The organism is Mesorhizobium sp. LNJC394B00 (assembly GCF_000502555.1).
In the GTDB taxonomy this organism is placed as follows: Bacteria; Pseudomonadota; Alphaproteobacteria; order Rhizobiales; family Rhizobiaceae; genus Mesorhizobium.
This window is the reverse complement of sequence record NZ_AYWH01000002.1, coordinates 1186718-1204846: the sequence shown is the minus strand read 5'-3', so window position 1 is coordinate 1204846 and position 18129 is coordinate 1186718. Positions and strand designations below refer to the sequence as shown.

Genomic DNA, 18129 nt, shown 5'->3' with positions numbered 1-18129 from the left:
CCGAGCAGCCGCTTTGGCGACGGCCGGACTTACCGCTTTGGTATTCATGCTGCCGGATCCCCTGCCCTGTCATATCAACTCCCCACCTTGGCAAACGCCCCAAGTGACCAAACCGTCAGTCCACCTCGATTACCTTGCGCGTCGGCTTTCGTTGGCGGGGCGGCTGCTTTGCGGCTACGGGCGCGGGCGGGGTCTGCGCTATCGATGCCTCCAACAACTGTCGCTGTTCTCTAAGCCGCGCCGTCTTGGCTTCCCTGGCATGCCGCTCCGCTTCCAACAGCAACTTGGCTTCTCGATCCGCCCTCTCGATCTTTTCCCTGTCGACGCGTCGTGTTTTCAAGGTCGCCTCCTTTGGTCAGACGGCGAACAAAGTGCGGACCTGAAAAAATGTTCCCAACAAATTAAGGCCTGATCTGCCTCAAATGATATTGACCAGCAGCCCGCCGGTTGCGCGCATCTGCGGCTCTGTGACGTCCAAAGGAACTGCTTGCCGTCCGCGGCGTTACGCCACCACGCTGGCCGGAAGATTACCATGGACGACAAACCCCGAACGACGATCAGAAAACCGGCCCGGATTGATCGAGGGCATTGCTTTTGCGGAGCCATCACAGCTGAATTCAGTGGCGATCCCTTTTGGATTTGTTTCGACCACGACGATGACTGCCGACGAGCGATCGGCAGCCCACTGACGATCTGGATTGGCTATCGTCCGGATCAGGTCGATTGGCTCGGCTCCAAACCAAAAACATTTTCGAAAACCAGGGGCGTCGTGCGCTCCTTCTGTTCGGAATGTGGCACCTCGATTGGGTACACCGATGAAGGCTTGCCAAATGAGTTCTACATCTCGATCGGATTCATGGACGCGCCCGAGAAGTTCCATCCCCAAGCTCAAGCCTATTGGGAAATGCGGCTGCCGTTTATCAGGATGGATGACGGTTTGCCTCGCGTCGAGGGCTACACCCGAGCGCGCGACCCCACCCTGGGCAATCCCAGAGACCGGTGAGGCAGGAGGTTGGACTTTGGGCCTCGTACCTGCAAGCCAGCGCGAACCGAGGTCGTCATGCGGCGAGCTTCGCTGAACCAATCCGTTTGATGGCACTGCTGATCGACCGTTCGCCATCGTCGTAGTCAGCCCAGGCGACGGTCTTTTTCAGGTGGCCCGGGACCGTGCGAACGGTGTATTTTTTCGGATCGAGATCCGCCTTCACCTGACTCCAGGTCAGCGGCATGGATACAGTCGCGCCTTCCCTGGCGCGAGGGGAGAGAGGGGCGACGGCTGTCGCCATGCGATCATTCCTGAGATAGTCGAGAAAAATCCGGGATGTCCGCAGCTTCTTGGCCATGTTGACGAGGTAGAGATCCGGGCTATCTGCCGCCATCTGGATGCAGACGGCCTTTGCGAAGGCCTTGGCCTCGGCCCATGTCGTCTTGCTGCGTTCGGCCGCCAATGGCGTCACGACATGCAAGCCTTTGCCGCCCGTGGTTTTGCAGAAGCTCACCAAGCCCAGATCTTCGAGACGATCGCGCATTTCCTTGGCTGCCGCGACCACCTTCGCAAAAGGGACTTCCGGACCGGGGTCAAGGTCGAAGACAAGTCGGCCAGGTATTTCGGGATGACCCGGCTGGCAATTCCAGGGGTGAAGCTCAAGGCCGCCTATCTGGGCGATCGCGGCCAGACCCTCGACGCGGTCGATTTGCAGATACGGTTTGTGGTCGCCGAAGACTTTTACCAGTTCCAGCAGATTGGATGTGCCTGGCATTGCGTGGCGCTGGAAAAACTGCTCGCCGGCGTAGCCATCCGGCGCACGCACGAGTGAACAGGGACGACCTTTGATATGTCTGATCATCCAGGGGCCAACGGTCTCGAAATATTCTGCAAGATCGAGCTTGTCGACGGGCTGACCGTCGCCGGCATTCGGCCAAAGCGGCTTGTCCGGCTTGGAAATGATGACGCCCATGACAACCGGGCTTTTTCCTGTCTTGCCAGTCACCTTGGCAGGGTCGGCAATCGGCGTCTCTTGAGGATCGGCTGGACGCTCGGCCTCGACGTCTTTTGCGGGCTTGTCTTCACGCAGGCCTTTGAAGGCGGCCTGCCGGATATTGCCACCCCCGGTCCAGCCGGCGAACTCGATTTCCGCGACCAATTCCGGCTTCGTCCAGAAGACGGTTGAATTCCTTTTCGGTGCGCCATCGCCGGTAAACGGCGACGTCGCGGCTTTCATCTCCTGCAGCCTGGGCATCAGCTGCTTGACCTTTGCCTCGCTGAATCCGGTCCCCACACGGCCGATATAGGCGAAATGTTCACCGCGATTGACGCCGACGAGCAATGACCGGAATTTGCCGTTGGTCGTCGACCAGCCGCCGATGACCACCTCATGCCCGGCGCGGCATTTCGATTTGGCCCAGGTGTCGGTCCTCCCCGAAACATAGGTCGCATCGGCCTTTTTGGAGACAATCCCCTCAAGCGACAGGCGACAGGCAGAACGCAGCACCGCGTCGCCGCCATTGCTGAAGTGCTCGACATAGCGGATGAGATTTTGCTCGCCGCGATCGACTTCGCCGAGCATCTCGCTCAGACGTTCCTTCCGTTGTGAGAGAGGCATCTTTCGCAGATCGACGCCATTTGCGAAGAGCAGGTCAAAGGCAAAGTAGATCAGATCCTTCGTCCGGCGCTCCGACAGCGCTGCCTGCAGTGCGGCAAAATCGGGCGCCCCGTTCTCGCCAAGCGCTACGATCTCGCCGTCGATGATGACATTGGGAAGGCTGGCGGCCTCCTTTGCGATGGCGCCAAATTTCTCCGTCCAGTCAAGACCCTTGCGGGTCTTAAGGGCGATGTCCTTGTCTTCCACGCGCAACTGGACGCGATAACCGTCAAACTTGATTTCGTGAACCCAGTTCGTCCCGGCCGGCGGCCGGGAGAGCGTCGCGCAAAGCTGTGGTGGGATGAAGTCGGGCATCTTCGCCGCTGAGGCAGGACCGGCTCGCTTCGGCCGCGGAGCAGGCATTGCCGACCTGGCGGCGCGCTCGTCGGCCGCATGGCCGCGCTTGCTGTCCCAAACGGCATCCGCATCGGCCAACGATGAACCTTTCATCATGAACGGCTTCGGACCTGCCCCCTTCCCCGCTGCAATCCTCTCCATGCTCCGACCCGAGGCGACGGATCGATCCTGAGCCAGCACCGCATCGCCATTGCCCTCTGTCGCGTATTTGTCGCGGTGTTTTATCAGCAGCCAGTTGGTCCGCTTCCCGCCATTGCGGTCATGCTTCATGCGCACGAGGACGAAGCTTCCATGCAGGCGCTTGCCCTGCAGCGTGAATTTCAGGTCGCCTTTTTCCAACGCCTTTTCGGGAGACATGGCGCCTTCCGGTTCCCAATATCCGCGATCCCACAACTGCACCGTGCCGCCACCATATTGTCCTTGGGGAATCGTGCCTTCGAAGTCGCCGTACTCCAGCGGGTGATCCTCAACCTCCACGGCAAGTCGTTTGTCGTGAGGATCCAGTGATGGACCTTTGGTCACAGCCCATGATTTGAAGACCCCGCCAAGCTCGAGGCGAAGATCATAGTGCAGCCGCGTGGCCGCGTGTTTTTGGATGACGAACCGGAGTCGGTTCGAACCCGCAATCGAGCTTTCGCCGCTGGGCTCTTTCGTCTTCGCGAAATCCCTTTTGGCCCGGTAGGTGGAAAGCTCGCCCGTTTTCATGGAAGTGCCCCGACTAATGACGCAACGCCGAACTCAACGCAGTGGGTGAGATTTGGTTCGGTTCATAGCCGAGACGGCGCCGATGCTGCTTTTCCGCTTCAGAGTGGCATCGCCGTCAAATGTAGGCATTCACGGAGATTACACGTGATGTCGTCACCGCTGACGTTAAGGTTCCTTGGTTTGCCCAACCATTTTTGCAAGCTCTGGAAATGGTGGGATGTCCAGTTCGCCTTGCGCGTTGTTTGCGATCTGCAGAAGCCGGATCGGGAAGCAGATCGCGTCACGGTTGGCCGGTGACATATCTTCGTAGGTCCGCTCGTCACTTGTCATGGACGCCTCTGCCTTTCGCAGGGCGGTATCGATCTCGTCAATTGACAGCAGACCTTTGTGAACGAGCAGATTGTTGATTGACGCGACCGCCATCATCAACCCTTCAAGCTGAAGATTGGCAACGTTCATGGCTTGACCGTGTTTCCGCCGCCCGGCCTCGCCGGGGCGTTCTGGCCATCGGATTGGTGCGTCTTGTCATCCACCTCATTGACTGGCCGCGTCAGACCGACCCCACTCTTGGGTTTCTTGTTGCCGGCCGCATCCTGAGAGAACGCATCCGAAGGATCAGGACCTGTTCTAGCCGGGTACTTCGTTGCGCCGGTCTCGCGACGGTTTTCATTATCAGGCATTTTTGATCACTCCAATCGGATGACCGATAACCATTACGAGCCCGGCGAGTTCCGGCGCCGCATGGAACATTTCTGGCCGTTCGTGCAGAGACAAGCGGGCGTGTCTCTGCAATCGCGCCTCGCGCACTGGCGGCAGGTCTCGCTTTCGTTGCCGACAGCACTAGGTTGCTCATGAGGCAAAAGGAATTCCCCATGCGGGTGGCACGCGAGGCCTGGGTTCTTGGCAAGGAGAGCATCCTCGGATTCATCAACGACAATGCCCTCAGCCACGGTGCGGCGATGGCGTTCTATGCCGTTACGTCCCTGGCCCCGATCTTGTTGATCGTTGTTGCGATTGCTGGACTTGTCTTTGGGCATGAAGCAGCTCAACTCGCTCTGTCGGCCGAAATCGCAGGCGTGATGGGATCGCAAACCGGCGACCTTCTGCGCAGCACCATCGAAAGCGCTTCTCACAGAACCGCCGGCACTCTTGCCACCTTGGTGGGCATCGTCACCCTCTTCGTGACAGCCTCCGGGGTGTTTGGCGAAATGCAGCTTTCGCTCAACACAATCTGGAAGATTGAGCCACCACCCATGTCTGTGTCGCGATTGGTGCGGGCGCGGGCGGCCAGCCTGGGTCTGGTTGCAGCGTTGGGATTTCTACTGCTTGTCTCGTTGGCGGCGAGCGCCGCCATTTCCGCACTTGGCGCTGCCATCAACGCCCATCTGCCGTTCGGCACGATCATTCTCGCGTCGATAAACGGCATTGTATCGTTCGTGCTGATTTCCGCTCTGTTTGCCGCGATCTTCAAGATCCTGCCGGACCGGTCGCTCGCTTGGCGCGATGTCGCAATTGGCGCGGCAGTGACCGCTTTGCTCTTCACCATCGGCAAGTCGCTGATTGGCTGGTATATCGGAACCAGCGCGATCGCATCCTCCTATGGCGCGGCGGGTGCACTGCTGGTCGTGCTGCTTTGGGTTTACTATTCGTCTGAGATATTCCTGCTCGGCGCCGAGTTCACGCGGGCCTATTCCGTCCGTCTCGGCAGTCGGTCCGACCTTCAACCGATAGTGGAGGCAGAGAGCCCGTCGCGACAGACATCGAACCCTGGGCCAACCATCCAGCGCGAGGTGCAGGCCTGGATTGTGATCACGGGTTTGCTGACCTTCGTGGCGACACGGGTCTGGCCATCGCGGCGATCTTAGCTGCTTCCCACCAATTCTGTTTCTTTGGAACGCAACCCGGACACCGGAATTGCATAGGAACAGGAGGTTGCCCATGCCAAATTCCGCTTTGAGACGACAGTATCCGGCCAGACTACCGCTCTCGAGGAAGAGCTAGCGAGTGCGGAGATGGCCAGTCCGAGAGCAATAGAGATGGCGCGCGTAGCGGTGGCGGCGGATCCTGGGTCAGGAACCAAGCAATCGGGATCGACTATCAAGGTCTACGATGAAGCCGGATACCTGGTCGCCACAGTCAATTTTTCCGACGTGTTGCCGAGTGATCCGGACGCCGGACAGCATGGGATTGGCGACGCGGTTGTCGAAGAACCGGGTGTGATGCGGTCTGGCTGACCCGTGGTAGATCAGGGTTTCACGTTTCGCTCACGCGATCCCCGGCAGGGCAATTCGCTGAGATCGCGAGGTCCTCGGCCATCATCAGATGCTAGAGCTGAGATTCGATCGGGAGGTGACGGACGAAGACCGCCAGGATACGGCGAAAAAATCCGGCTTCTGGTTCATGCGTATAGTCCTGAATCTTGCCTTCGCCGCATCCATGCCAATGCAGAACATTGTGCTTCAGTTCGAGCCGATAGCTTGTTTCCGGAGATATTTCCGATTGGAATCGATGCCGCAGCTCGGCGACCAATTTCGGATCCTCAAACAGCACGCCCATTTCCGAGTTCAAGGACACTGACCGTGGATCGAAATTGAAGGAACCGACGAAGCCGATATTGTCGTCGACGGTGAAAGCTTTCGTATGCAGACTGGCGCCCTTCGAGCCAAACACCGAGATTGCGGAGCGCCGGTTGAACGGCTGAAGCTCGAAAATATTGACGCCATTCCTCAGCAGCCGCTTGCGATAATTTGCGTAAGCGCCATGGACTGCGGCGACGTCCGTGGCGGCCAGGGAATTGGTCAGAACCGAAACGTCAACACCGGCGCCGACAAGGTCCAGCAAGATCGCTGTGCCCCTTTTGCCGGGGATGAAATAGGGCGACACAATTTCCAGACACCCGCGCGTGGATTGGATGATCGGACGCAGCTCTTTCATAAGCCAGCTGCGACGTCTCCAACCACGAACCTTCTCCGGCGGATCGGAAATGACCCGCACGCCATCCACCCAATGAACGTCGTTGCTGGCCGCAATAAACTCCGTGATCGAGCCCCGGTTGCCGATGCCGTTCAAGAATTTGGGATCGGGGCCGGTATCGCTTCCTTCAAGCCATTTGGCATGCTCATGCTCAGCCACTGATCCCAAGGTTTTGATTGGCTTGGCTTCATTGCAAGCCCAGAAGGCATCGAATATCGCCGCGGTTTGCCGTACCGCAGGCCCCAGGAGCAGCAGATCGAGGTCCCGGAAATTGGTTTCTGCCGCATCGAAATAGGCATCGCCAACATTCCGACCGCCGACAATGGCAAATTTGTCGTCAACGATCCAAGCCTTGTTGTGCATCCGTCGCGTCAATGCAAAGAGCCGCAACAGCACTTCCACACCACGCATGATCCGGCCGCGCCTGATACCGCTCGGATTGAACAACTTCAATTCGATGTTTGGATGGTTGTTCAGCGCCAGATATGCCGCATCATTTTTACGCGGATTGACGTCGTCAAGGAGCATGCGCACCCGAACACCGCGCTCAGCAGCTCGAAAAACCTCGCGAAGCAGCAAGCGGCCGGTGTGGTCATCATGCCAAAGGTAATACATCAGGTCGAGGCTGCGCTCAGCGCTCCTTGCCGCCAGCACGCGCACAGCGAAAGCGTCATAATTGTCCGAGACAAGCAGCAAGCCGCTCTTGCCGGTTTTGATGTTGTCGTCTGCGGTTCGCGAAAGTGATACGTCCATAAAAATTGCCACCTTTGGACGGTGCTCGCTGCCATCCCGCTCAAATCATAGCTAGAACCATTCTGAGGTATTCTGGTTGCATACGCATTGTCCAATCACCCAATTGCTGGATGCAAGCAGGGCCAGCAATCAAGCGGCTGCAGAGCGGTCAGGAGGCTTGAGAGGCGTTGCCCCGACTGCTCTGCTGCCGCCGCGGAACTTGCGTCTCCTGCAGTCAGACCGCACGACCGTTGGCGGGAGCCCGATGGCGTGCGCCCCGCCGCGGCTCTTCGACGAGAATGACGTGGTCGTTGTTCTCAGTGAAGCGCAGGACCCTTTAAATTTAGATATCTCCATTATCCCGGAACCGGGTTCGGGTTTCCGAGTTAAGAAAATGCTCGCGACGGGCAATTTTCAACAGAGGAGACGGCACAATGCCCACTGCCAAGAAAGCCAATGGCAACAACAAGGACCTGGAGGACCTTTTCCTCGATGGCCTCAAAGACATCTACTATGCCGAGAAGAAAATTCTGAAAGCCTTGCCGAAGATGGCCAAAGGCGCATCCGAAGAGCAAGTTTCGGCAGCATTCGAGAAGCACCTCGCTGAAACCGAGGGGCAGGTCGAACGTCTGGAGGAGGTCTTCGAGATTCTCGGCGCGGCCGCGCGCGGCAAAACCTGCCCGGCGATCGACGGCATCCTGGAGGAAGGATCTGAAATCCTTCAGGAGTACAAGGGTTCGACTTCGCTCGATGCAGGGCTCGTCGGTGCCGCGCAAGCCGTGGAGCACTATGAGATTGCCAGGTATGGAACCCTGATTGCCTGGGCTACGACGCTCGGCAAGGATGACGTGGTTGCGCTCCTCAATGCGACACTTGAGGAGGAGAAGGCCACCGACGAGGCGCTGACTGCCCTCGGTGAAGCCGGCGTCAACGAACGAGCGGCAGAACGGAAAGCGGCTTGATTGATCGCCTACCCAACCGCCTCGGCGACCTATGTGCCGAGGCGGTCCCGGGAGATGAAGGACATGATCACGCATATCTATAAAGGACTGGAATGTTTCCTGCTTGAGTGTTCGGCCGCGCTGGTCAGGCGCCGCGCCCTTGGTGGTTCGCGCAGCGATCCTCGGCAGTTGCGAGAACAGCGCAGAGATGAGTTCAGGGCCCGCAAAGGCGCCGAATGAGCGCCAAGATGGAGAGTCGGATGGGCTTCTTTGGAAAATATTTCTCAGGACTGTTGAGCAAGAAATCGACTGACGGCAAGGGGAGCGGCGATATGCGTAAAGCTACCGGCGCGGGTCCGGCGATTGCCGCGCATTCCAAAGATGCAAAGACATCCGCTGCTTCCGGTCAAAGCACCAATGCTTCGAGCAAAAATGCAGATGGACGATGACAAAAGGCAAGATTTGGCTACCGACCCTATGTCGCATCGAAGCGGCGCAAAGACGTTAAATCGTCGAGATGACCCGCATCGCAACCTTCAACGTCAATGGCGTCAACGGCCGACTGCCAGTGCTTCTCAAGTGGCTTGGCGAAACCGGCTATGACATCGTCTGCCTTCAAGAACTGAAGACCTCTGACGAAAAATATCCCGTCGATGCGATTAGAAACGCCGGCTATGGCGCAATCTGGCACGGACAGAAGTCCTACAATGGCGTGGCAATCCTCGCTCGCGGGATTGAGCCGCTGGAACGTCGTCGAGGTCTGCCGGGCGATCCCGACGATTCGCACAGCCGCTACATCGAGGCAGATGTGAATGGGCTTGTTGTCGGCTGCCTGTATTTGCCCAATGGCAATCCAGCGCCGGGGCCGAAGTTCGACTACAAACTTCGCTGGTTCCAACGTTTGATCACCTATGGCCAGGTGCTGCTCGGCGATAGCTCACCGACCATCCTGTGCGGCGACTATAACGTCGTTCCAGGCTCGATCGACGCGGCGGTGCCGGGGCGCTGGGTTGGCGATGCCGTTTACTTCCCCGAGAGCCGGAGCGCGTACGCCGAAATGCTTGCTCAGGGCTGGATCGATGCCGTCCGTCGCATTCATCCAGAAAAGGGAATTTACACCTATTGGAACTTCTCCTACCGCGGCGGGTACGATCGGAGTTCCGGGCTCCGGATGGACCATCTCTTGCTGAGTTCATCCCTATTGGATCGCCTGAAGAATGCCGGAGTAGATGCCGAAACGCGTGCATGGGACAAGCCGAGCGATCATGCGCCAGCCTGGATAGAACTTGATTGAGCTTCCTCGGCAAGGAGCCTGAAGACCTGGTGGCGCTCCTTCGTGATTAGATTTGGCCGCATGTCTATCGCCAACAATGAGGACTGCCGGCGCCAAGCGATTCAAAGGACGCAATGATGACAAACACTCAAAAGGAAGCTGAACTGATTGCGCGCCTTGCACGCCAGCATGGCGTCACTGATGGCGCTGTCATGGCTGTCCTTGAGGCGTTGCGGCGTGGTGGTGGAACCATGGCCCAGTTCAGCCACGTCGACTTCGGAGGAATGTCACAATGGTCCTCCGGCATCACGATGGTCGGCGACATGTTCGATGACAGCCTCAAGGCGAAGCTCAACACTATCGCGGCGGAGCTCTCGGCCTACCTGCGCGATCATCCCGCCAAGCCACAACGCGACGACACGAGCTATCGTTCTGCAGCTATGGCCCACGCCGGCTCATGGTGGCCTGAGGAGTTTGGGAGCCCATCTGCCGCTGGTTCTCAAAACAATATGCGCTACGCAGCGTTTCCTGAGCAAAGCCGCCTGGTCATCGACGATCATGGAAAGATGGAGATTTATGACACAGGCGACCATCGCATATCCGGTGTTTCGCAGAGCCAGAGCACGGACTCCACCCTGACCTTTGTCAGCCAGCACGGCGTGGTCCGCGTATCTGATCTCAAGCGCGTATCTGCGACGTAGGTCAGGGCCGCTTCAATGCAGACAGTCACGCTCATCGGCTATCTCGCGACCGTCTGCTCGATGAGCAGTTTCACCCCGCAAGCCTGGAAAATCATCAGGACACGAGAGACAAGCGGCATCTCCGCACCGATGTATGCCATCACTGTGTTGGGCTTCGCCTTGTGGCTGGCCTTCGGCATCATGAAGGCAGAGTGGCCGATCATAATCACGAATGGCGTCTGTCTCCTGCTGTCAGCCTTCATTCTCACAATGACAGTCCTGCCGCAGGCTGAGAAAGACGCAGTTGCCAAGGCTTTCGACCCCGACGACTAAAGCGCGTCGCGTTTGAACGGACTCAGAAAACGCGCGCTTTGGGTCTTTGTTTTATGCATCTCGTCGTCTCAAAACCGGAGCCACTTTTGAGCGACATGCATTAGCGCTTCCAACTTTTCAGAAGCGGACCTTGGCTACCATATGCAGGATCCTTGCGCGGACGCCCCACCTTGGGGATGGTTGCGAGCGCATCGCTATGCTGATCCTTGCTCCTACATTCGTCATAAGTCCCAAACGGAGGATACGCGCCGACAACCAAAAAATCATCGGATGCCGAGAGGCATTGGTGCCCGGTGCCTGCCGGGAGGACCGCGACGTCGCCAGCCTTCAGCGACAGCGTTCGTCCTTTCTTGCCCCCAAACCGGACTTCAGCATTTCCGCGGGCAATGCCCAGAACCTCGTGTATTTGCGAATGATAGTGAACGTAATCATAGATGCCGTTTCGCCAGCTATCGCCCCATCCGTTTGCATCGAAAAGCACCTCCATGACGGCTGCTGGATCAAGTCCTTCGGGCAATTCGACGGCGCCTCGATAAACGACGAGCGGCCATGCTGGATTATTGGGTACAAGTCCATCATCCTTGAACCAGAACTCATTCGACTTTCGCTGCCTCACAAATCCGGCGACAGCTTGCTTGCGCGGTCTTGCGAAACCGGTGACGTTCTCGATCACTTTCTTGCTGGTTTCCAAAATGCTCATCGACGCTGCCTCTAAAGCAGAGGTTAGTTTAGCCGCTCGCTCAGAGCTCGACCTTTGCGTTGTCGCCCACATTCGGCTTGGCGCCGGTAACGGCCGCAAACACCATCGTTGCGGTAGCCATCATTAGCCCCGGGCTGTCCCACAATTCGCCTTCCTCGGGTTTCACCGTTATCAGACGAATCTCGGGATCATCGGCATTATCCCACCAGGCTGAGTCAGTTTTCTCCCAGAGCTCGGCGATCTTTTCCCTGTCATTTGTCACTGTGGCCGGGCCTGACATCGTGACGTATTTGTAGTGGCTGTTGTCACTCCAGGCCAATGTGACCTTTGGATAGGTCGACAGCTGCTTGCTCTTGGCGCTGTCGTCATTGACGAGGAAGTATATGGCGTTTTCCTCACGGACCACACGCGCAGATAGCGGACGGGCTCGATTGTACTCGCCGTCCCAGGTCACGAACATGCAGACGTCGATGTTTTCGGCGAGTTCCCAGATGCGGTCTGTTGCCTCGGCGGGCGTGAGGTCCGTCTGCTGCTCTCGGCGGTTAGCCATAAGATGTCCTCCTGCGGGTGAATATCCTTGCTGACAACTCACGTCCCGCCACGACGTTCCAACTCACTGGTTCCTTCGACCTGCTAAGCGGCGGTGGAACTTTCGAAATTGCCGGAAGTTTGGATGGCAAACGCGAGGCCATGATGGCGGACAAGACGCTTCGAACATCAAAACGGACACCCGAGCAGGACGCAAAGGGTCAGTCGGAAAAGGACCACAAGGGCGGCGGAAGCGATGGCGTCGCCAGCGCCGATCCGCGGGTGATCTCCGGCAAAAAAGACGGCGACGCGACATTCCCTGTCAAGGGACCGAAGAAATAGCTATGAGCTCATTGGCAGGGCATCTGGCGGTGTCATCAATGCCACGGAGAAAATTGACGAACGGCTCAAGTCATTTCGCTAAGAGCGACAGAGTTAGGGCCGGCCTTCCCGACTTGCCGCCCGCCAAGTGCGATCGCGGCAATCGTCAATCCGCATCGGCGATGTCGTGTCTCCTACTGCGTCGGATGACACTTTACTTGCCGTCACCGACGCGGATCACCTTCAACCCTCAGGAGTTTCATGGCCGCATGACGCGCATCCGCCTGAAGGCGCTAATGGCAGCCTGGAAATTACGCGACCTTTGAAAAGAGAGCGACGTCGCATCTGGCTAAACCATAGCGCCATCGGTGATCGGTTGTGGCAACCCGGCTCTGGTAGAACAGTGAAAGCTGACTGCCATCGATCATCACTGTCGAGTGGCCGTTCTCGCCCGGTTGACCTGGCTCCAGCACCGGGCCGATCGAAACGTAAGGCCCGCTGACCTCGTCGGCGATGGCAAAAAACACCCGTTGCCGGTTTCCCCGAAGGCCATTCGGAAGAAAGCAAGTGGCGTTGAGAAGCACCCGGCCGTCCGGCAGCTCGATCAGTTGCGCGCCCTCAATGCCCCATTCGTAGTCGGGATCATCTCTGGTGTTATGGTGGGGAACATCGTTGTGGTCGAGGATTTTGCCGATCCGCTTCCACGGACCGAACCACGAGTCGGACTGGCTACGTGCCAGATAGATGTCGGGCTGAGGCACCCTGGTGAATTTTGGCATCGCCGAATAAACCAGGTAGCGCCCACCGCCAATGACTGCTGGATGCGGATCGTAAATGCCGTCCTCTTCCGTGTCCGGGATGGCCAGAATGGCCGGACTGAGGACTACCCAATGGAACCCGTCGTTGGAAACCGCATGCTCGCAACGGCCACCCGACTTCATGAATTCCGTCTGAATGAACATGTGGAAGACGCCGCACTCGTGGGTCACACCGGGAGCCGCAACACCAGTGCCGTTGATTGGAAGTTCGATCGGATCATGCTCGGCCCACGGCCCATAAAGATCGGGCGCCGTGGCATGCAAGATTCTCCACGTCTCGGTGGTGACCGTGCCGCTTGACCCGAAGACGTGCCAGACACGGCCATCGAAGACAGGACACGGGTCCTTGAGATCATCCACGCTTTGCGGATGAAACAGTGGAAAAACGTTGGTTTCAAAGTTGATGTTCATGTCAGCCCCGGAATTCGCCTCGGCAGTCGGAGACGCGCAGAGATACAGGCGAATCATTGATGTTAGGCACATTCTATAGCCAACGAGTTGAACGCAAATACGGCAATGCCGCTGTCCACCAGCATTCGTCGTTCAACCACGCTTTCAGTGGCGGCCGGGTCCCGACAGCCGCCCTCGCCTACGCAACCAGATCCCGCTTCGTGCGTGGACCAAGCGGGCGACCGGGCCTTCTTCATTTCAGTTGGAACAACTCACCTGATCGAAAGTTAGGAGCTGGAACTAAGTAGTTCTCTCCATTCGCGATTAACAAATGTTAATCGTAACATAAATAGTGTCACAGAGGGAGTATGTCAATGGAAGCGGCCTTTGGCGGGGTAACCGGCAGTCAATATGTTCGTCGCGAAAATATACTGGTTTGCTTCTCCCACTTACGATGGAATTTTGTTCACCAGCGTCCGCAGCATCTCCTCACTCTCGCATCCGCTCAGCAGCGAGTGGTCTACTTTGAAGAACCCGTTTTCGAAGAATTGCCGCAGCCGCTGATGCGGACGAGCGTGGCATCGGAAAACATTCTGATTGTCACACCAGTGCTGCCGCTTGGCACGTCGGCCGCGAAAGCAGATGCCGTCCAGCGGAGATTTGTGCAGCAGACCATCGCTTCTATGCCGCATAGCCGGCTGATCGCCTGGTACTACACCCCAATGGCTCTTCGCTTTACGGAATTCCTCGACCCAGACATATGCGTCTATGACTGCATGGACGAACTCTCTGCGTTCAGGAATGCGCCCCCCGAGCTGGGCCAGATGGAAAAGGCGCTTCTGCGCCGCGCGGATCTGGTTTTCACCGGTGGTCTAAGCTTGTTCGAGACCAAGCGTCACCTCCATCCCGCCATCTTTCCATTTCCGAGCAGCATCGATGTGAGGCACTTTCACACCGCAAGACGGCCAGGAAGGGACCCAGCCGACCAGGCGGGCATTCCTTCCCCGAAGGTTGGATATTTCGGCGTCATCGACGAGCGGCTGGACGTCGATCTCGTGGCGCTAGCGGCAAAGACAATGCCGGACGTGCATTTCGTCATGCTCGGTCCGGTTGTCAAGATCGACCCTGCAAGCCTGCCGCAAGCCGAAAACCTGCATTGGCTTGGCCCGAAAGCCTACTGCGATCTGCCCGACTATTTGCGCCATTGGGACGCCGGATGGATGCCGTTTGCCCTCAACGAGGCGACGCGTTTCATCAGCCCGACCAAGACGCCGGAATTTCTCGCGGCGGGTCTGCCGGTGATCTCGACGGCAATCGTCGACGTGGTGCGCAGTTACGGTGCTGCCGGGCTGGTGGAAATCGCCGACTGTGACGATCTGGAAATCAAGCTGCGCTCCGTCCTTTCGCGACCGCGTCAGATGCTCCTGCAGCAAGTCGATGCCTATCTTGCGGACATGTCCTGGGAACGGACATGGAATGCCATGGCAGCTCACATTGAGCGCGCCTACCAACGCAAGAAGGTCGTGCCCCTTCGCAGGAGTGCATAGCCATGTTCGATTGGCTGATCGTCGGCGCGGGTTTCGCCGGCAGTGTGCTTGCCGAACGGATAGCGTCGCAGCGTCAGGAAAGCGTTTTGCTGATCGATCGCCGCAGCCATGTGGGAGGCAACGCCTACGACTGCTACAATGAAGCCGGCATCCTCATCCATCGCTACGGCCCGCACATCTTCCACACCAACAGCCAAACGATCGTGGACCACCTTTCGCAGTTCACGCAATGGCGGCCGTACGAGCACAGGGTGTTGGCGGCCGTGGACGGGCAACTGGTTCCCATCCCGATCAATCTCGACACCATCAACCGGCTTTACGGGCTAGACCTGACCTCGGCACAGCTGGAGGATTTCTTCGCGTCGCGACGCGAAACGGTGGAGGATGTCCGAACGGCTGAGGACGTCGTCGTCAGCACCGTGGGGCGCGAGCTCTATGAAAAATTCTTCCGCGGCTACACAAGAAAGCAATGGGGCGTCGATCCCAGTCAGCTGAGCAAATCCGTGACGGCACGAGTGCCGACCAGGACCAACCGTGACGACCGCTATTTCAGCGACAGCTTCCAGAAAATGCCGGCCGGCGGGTACACGCGGATGTTCGAACGCATGCTCGATCATCCGAACATCAAGATCATGCTGCAGACCGACTTCCGTGAAATTCGTGAGAAGATACCGTTCAGGCGCATGGTTTATACCGGCCCGATCGATGAATATTTCGGCTGGCAGCTCGGGCACCTTCCGTACCGTTCGCTTCGTTTCGAGCACGTTACACTGGATTGCGAGCAATTTCAGCCGGTTGCCGTGGTCAATTATCCCCAGACGGAAGATTACACGCGCATTACCGAGTACAAACATCTGACCGGCCAGCAGAGTTCGCGGACCAGCCTGACCTACGAATACCCCACGGACATCGGGGACCCGTACTATCCCGTGCCCCGGCCCGAAAACGAAGTGCTCTACAAGCGCTATGAAGCGCTCGCGGCAAGCTGCCCAGACGTCTGGTTTGTCGGTCGGCTTGCAACTTACCGCTATTACAACATGGACCAGGTAGTCGGACAGGCTCTGGCCACTTTCTCGCGCATCCAAAAAAGCCTCCCGGCCTGGGCGCGCACGGACGAGCCGTTGTTGGCCGAGCCGAGAAGATAGTTTCTTTCAAGACGGAAGATCGGGCGGGTATCAGAAGGAGAAACTCGATGGATACAAACTTCAACTCGGAAAGCCGTGAGATATTTATCGTCGGCTTGCGCAACGCGCACGCCATGGAAAATCAAGCGCTGTCGATCATGAAGCCTCAGGTCGAGCGTATAGAGAACTATCCGGAGGTGGCCGATCGCTTGCGCCGGCACATTCAGGAAACCGAAGGCCAGATCACGAGACTCGAGTCCGTCCTGGAGGGCCTTGGCGAGGAGCACTCCACCCTCAAGGACACTGCCTTGTCGATGGTTGGCAGCGTGGCCGCCATTGGACATTCGATGGCCGGCGACGAGATCATCAAGAACAGCCTGGCGAATTTCGCATTCGAGAACTACGAGATCGCTGCCTACAATTCGCTGCTGGTACTGGCCGACGCCGGGGGCTTCCAGGATGCTGAAAGGGCCCTCAAGCAGAACCTGAACGAAGAGGAAGCCATGGCCAACTGGCTCAAGGAAAATCTGAGCGACGTTACCATGCGATATGCCAGGCTGCGCGAGGCTGGGGCGACTGCAAAAAGCTGATGCACCGCACCGGCGCGGGCGGCGTTTCGAGACAGACGCTCGCCCGCCCCTCCCTCGTTTTAGGCCTCTTCAAGGTGTCGTGTCCGCCACGAGAAGACCTTGCTGACGGGCCAGTTCATCTGCTGTGGGTTTGCGCAGGTGTCGCCTGCCATCAGCCTGGATGACGGAAAACAAACCGACCTCGGCATGTCGCGAATTGTCCCAGCCCGGGTAGGCCGTTATCGGGTACAGGCAAATACCCTCGATCGGCGCTCCGAGACTGATTGCGGAACGCACCTCGTCGCAGACATAATGGAGCCAAGCCGGCCCGCCGGATCCCTCGGAGCCGGTCTCCGCAATGAACATCGGCTTGCCGTATCGATGAGCAACTTCTAGCAACATTTCCGACAGGGCGCGGTACTCGTGGTGTCCCATCGGAATCGTCGGCCCGTTTACGTACCATTGATTGTGCGGATAAAAATTCAAGCCCACGACATCGACAACATCTTCGCTCCCGCCCAACTCAGGTTCGACGCGGCCCAGCAACATGTCGTAAGCTTCGAACTGCCCCTGTCGGGCGTTTTCGGCCCGGCGCCGTTCGCTGCGGGTTCGGTCGCGAGGGGCGATATGGATAAGCGGCTCGGCCCAGACAAATCTGCAGGCGGGGTCGATCTCCCGCATTGCACGAACACCCGCGATGGCGGCCTTCACGAGGTGCCGCTTGAACCATCCACGTTTGTTCGGCCCCACGCGCGGGAAATAGCCGACCTCAACAGCCCATGCGAAAAAGGAGATTTCGTTGATGGGACACAACAGAGGCGATGTTCCGGTGATCGAACGGTGTACCTTGACGGCTTCTGCCGCGAACGAGGCATAGGCGTCGATGAAATGCGGCGAGCCCTGATCGACATGGTCCGGAGATCCGTAGTGAAAGATGTCCCAGATTACCTGAACACCTGCCGATCGGGCTGCCTCCACCATTGGCGCCCAACTTGACCAGTCATAGGTTCCGGGAGCGGTTTCGATCAAATGCCAACGCAGGCCGTCGCGGATGGTGCGAAGGCCGAGTTCGGCGCAGCCGCGGTAGTCGCCCAGGGCATGCAAATTATGCGAGGTCGCACGAATAAGATCGAGTCGAACGCCGTCCTTGCGCCGGTGCGAGGAGCATTCAAAGCCTGCCATGAAAAAACTGGCGAAGCGCGAAGCTTCCGGAACCGAGGCCTCCGTCTGGCGTCCCACTTCGCTCATTTTTCGAAGTCTCCTTTGGGCAATCGGCTTCGAACTCGGCCGCCTTGTCCGGACCGGGAACCGCGTTGGCGAAATACCGAATTCAGTCGGGCGCGCCCCATGTTCGTTGCTCAGTCCAGCTCGTCCTTGCGTGGCCGGGTAGTGCCGAACCCATTGGTAGAGCCTTTGTTCCGGTGGTGAACTGTCCGGGAGCCGCGTGGCAAATGAGGAACAAGGAGGCCCGTCCCAAGTTCGGGGCGATGTACCGC

At 58.2% G+C, this 18129-nt stretch carries 22 protein-coding genes; 13 read left to right on the top strand and 9 right to left on the bottom strand.

Annotated elements, in window-relative coordinates:
• Positions 1-115: 115 nt before the first annotated feature.
• Positions 116-340 (bottom strand): hypothetical protein, encoded by a 225-nt coding sequence (locus X751_RS153780; protein ID WP_023681156.1) that lies wholly within the window; start codon positions 338-340, stop codon positions 116-118.
• Between the two features lie 192 nt (positions 341-532).
• On the opposite strand from X751_RS153780, the gene X751_RS0133140 reads away from it, so the two are divergent.
• Positions 533-1003 (top strand): GFA family protein, encoded by a 471-nt coding sequence (locus X751_RS0133140; RefSeq protein WP_050588111.1) that lies wholly within the window; start codon positions 533-535, stop codon positions 1001-1003.
• 55 nt (positions 1004-1058) lie between these two features.
• Here X751_RS0133140 and ligD read toward each other — a convergent pair whose 3' ends face one another.
• The 3 genes from ligD to X751_RS1000000166930 form a co-directional block, all read right to left on the bottom strand.
• Positions 1059-3704: a DNA ligase D gene (gene ligD / locus X751_RS153785; RefSeq protein WP_023712195.1), complete on the bottom strand. Its 2646-nt coding sequence runs from the start codon at positions 3702-3704 to the stop codon at positions 1059-1061.
• 165 nt (positions 3705-3869) lie between these two features.
• A complete protein-coding gene (locus X751_RS153790; RefSeq protein ID WP_023681153.1) occupies positions 3870-4163 on the bottom strand; it encodes a hypothetical protein in 294 nt (97 codons plus the stop codon).
• On the bottom strand, positions 4160-4384 hold the full coding sequence (locus X751_RS1000000166930; protein WP_155921617.1) for a hypothetical protein: 225 nt from the start codon (positions 4382-4384) through the stop codon (positions 4160-4162). Before X751_RS1000000166930 ends, X751_RS153790 begins: the two co-directional genes overlap by 4 nt.
• Positions 4385-4576: 192 nt before the next feature.
• Between X751_RS1000000166930 and X751_RS153795 the strand changes: the two genes are divergently transcribed.
• Together X751_RS153795 and X751_RS19045 are read left to right on the top strand one after the other, a co-directional pair.
• Entirely contained in the window at positions 4577-5569 is a 993-nt protein-coding gene (locus X751_RS153795; RefSeq protein WP_023744493.1) for a YihY/virulence factor BrkB family protein, read from the top strand.
• Between the two features lie 171 nt (positions 5570-5740).
• Positions 5741-5938: a hypothetical protein gene (locus tag X751_RS19045; protein WP_023700030.1), complete on the top strand. Its 198-nt coding sequence runs from the start codon at positions 5741-5743 to the stop codon at positions 5936-5938.
• Between the two features lie 91 nt (positions 5939-6029).
• Here the strand turns inward: X751_RS19045 and X751_RS153800 are convergent, their stop codons facing one another.
• Positions 6030-7430: a phospholipase D family protein gene (locus X751_RS153800; RefSeq protein ID WP_023700029.1), complete on the bottom strand. Its 1401-nt coding sequence runs from the start codon at positions 7428-7430 to the stop codon at positions 6030-6032.
• A gap of 413 nt (positions 7431-7843) precedes the next feature.
• Between X751_RS153800 and X751_RS153805 the strand changes: the two genes are divergently transcribed.
• The 6 genes from X751_RS153805 (at position 7844) to X751_RS153820 (ending at position 10636) form a co-directional block, all read left to right on the top strand.
• A complete protein-coding gene (locus X751_RS153805) occupies positions 7844-8371 on the top strand; it encodes a ferritin-like domain-containing protein (protein WP_023681150.1) in 528 nt (175 codons plus the stop codon).
• A 63-nt stretch (positions 8372-8434) separates the two neighbouring features.
• A complete protein-coding gene (locus X751_RS0133130) occupies positions 8435-8590 on the top strand; it encodes a hypothetical protein (protein WP_155929676.1) in 156 nt (51 codons plus the stop codon).
• On the top strand, positions 8587-8799 hold the full coding sequence (locus X751_RS1000000165535) for a hypothetical protein (RefSeq protein ID WP_245259911.1): 213 nt from the start codon (positions 8587-8589) through the stop codon (positions 8797-8799). The genes X751_RS0133130 and X751_RS1000000165535 overlap by 4 nt, the downstream gene beginning before the upstream one ends.
• Positions 8800-8867: 68 nt before the next feature.
• Entirely contained in the window at positions 8868-9644 is a 777-nt protein-coding gene (xth, locus tag X751_RS153810; RefSeq protein WP_023700027.1) for an exodeoxyribonuclease III, read from the top strand.
• A gap of 116 nt (positions 9645-9760) precedes the next feature.
• Positions 9761-10324 (top strand): hypothetical protein, encoded by a 564-nt coding sequence (locus X751_RS153815; RefSeq protein WP_032892718.1) that lies wholly within the window; start codon positions 9761-9763, stop codon positions 10322-10324.
• A 15-nt stretch (positions 10325-10339) separates the two neighbouring features.
• A complete protein-coding gene (locus X751_RS153820; RefSeq protein WP_023687830.1) occupies positions 10340-10636 on the top strand; it encodes a SemiSWEET transporter in 297 nt (98 codons plus the stop codon).
• Positions 10637-10736: 100 nt separating this feature from the next.
• On the opposite strand, the gene X751_RS153825 is transcribed toward X751_RS153820, so the two are convergent.
• On the bottom strand, positions 10737-11336 hold the full coding sequence (locus X751_RS153825) for a cupin (protein WP_023739554.1): 600 nt from the start codon (positions 11334-11336) through the stop codon (positions 10737-10739).
• Between the two features lie 40 nt (positions 11337-11376).
• Positions 11377-11886, bottom strand: coding sequence for a pyridoxamine 5'-phosphate oxidase family protein (locus tag X751_RS153830; protein WP_023739555.1), 510 nt, complete (start codon positions 11884-11886; stop codon positions 11377-11379).
• Positions 11887-11903: 17 nt separating this feature from the next.
• On the opposite strand from X751_RS153830, the gene X751_RS153835 reads away from it, so the two are divergent.
• Positions 11904-12206: a hypothetical protein gene (locus X751_RS153835; RefSeq protein ID WP_155929678.1), complete on the top strand. Its 303-nt coding sequence runs from the start codon at positions 11904-11906 to the stop codon at positions 12204-12206.
• Between the two features lie 290 nt (positions 12207-12496).
• On the opposite strand, the gene X751_RS153840 is transcribed toward X751_RS153835, so the two are convergent.
• Positions 12497-13414, bottom strand: coding sequence for a hypothetical protein (locus tag X751_RS153840; protein WP_023668035.1), 918 nt, complete (start codon positions 13412-13414; stop codon positions 12497-12499).
• Positions 13415-13767: 353 nt separating this feature from the next.
• On the opposite strand from X751_RS153840, the gene X751_RS153845 reads away from it, so the two are divergent.
• Genes X751_RS153845 through X751_RS153855 form a run of 3 tightly spaced genes read left to right on the top strand, consistent with a single transcriptional unit; the run spans position 13768 to position 16654 of the window.
• Positions 13768-14940, top strand: coding sequence for a glycosyltransferase (locus X751_RS153845; RefSeq protein ID WP_023744491.1), 1173 nt, complete (start codon positions 13768-13770; stop codon positions 14938-14940).
• 2 nt (positions 14941-14942) lie between these two features.
• Positions 14943-16085 (top strand): UDP-galactopyranose mutase, encoded by a 1143-nt coding sequence (glf, locus tag X751_RS153850; RefSeq protein WP_023668033.1) that lies wholly within the window; start codon positions 14943-14945, stop codon positions 16083-16085.
• Between the two features lie 47 nt (positions 16086-16132).
• Complete coding sequence (locus tag X751_RS153855) at positions 16133-16654, top strand: ferritin-like domain-containing protein (protein WP_023687824.1); 522 nt, start codon at positions 16133-16135, stop codon at positions 16652-16654.
• A 69-nt stretch (positions 16655-16723) separates the two neighbouring features.
• Here the strand turns inward: X751_RS153855 and X751_RS153860 are convergent, their stop codons facing one another.
• Complete coding sequence (locus X751_RS153860) at positions 16724-17881, bottom strand: hypothetical protein (RefSeq protein WP_023744490.1); 1158 nt, start codon at positions 17879-17881, stop codon at positions 16724-16726.
• Positions 17882-18129 lie beyond the last annotated feature (248 nt).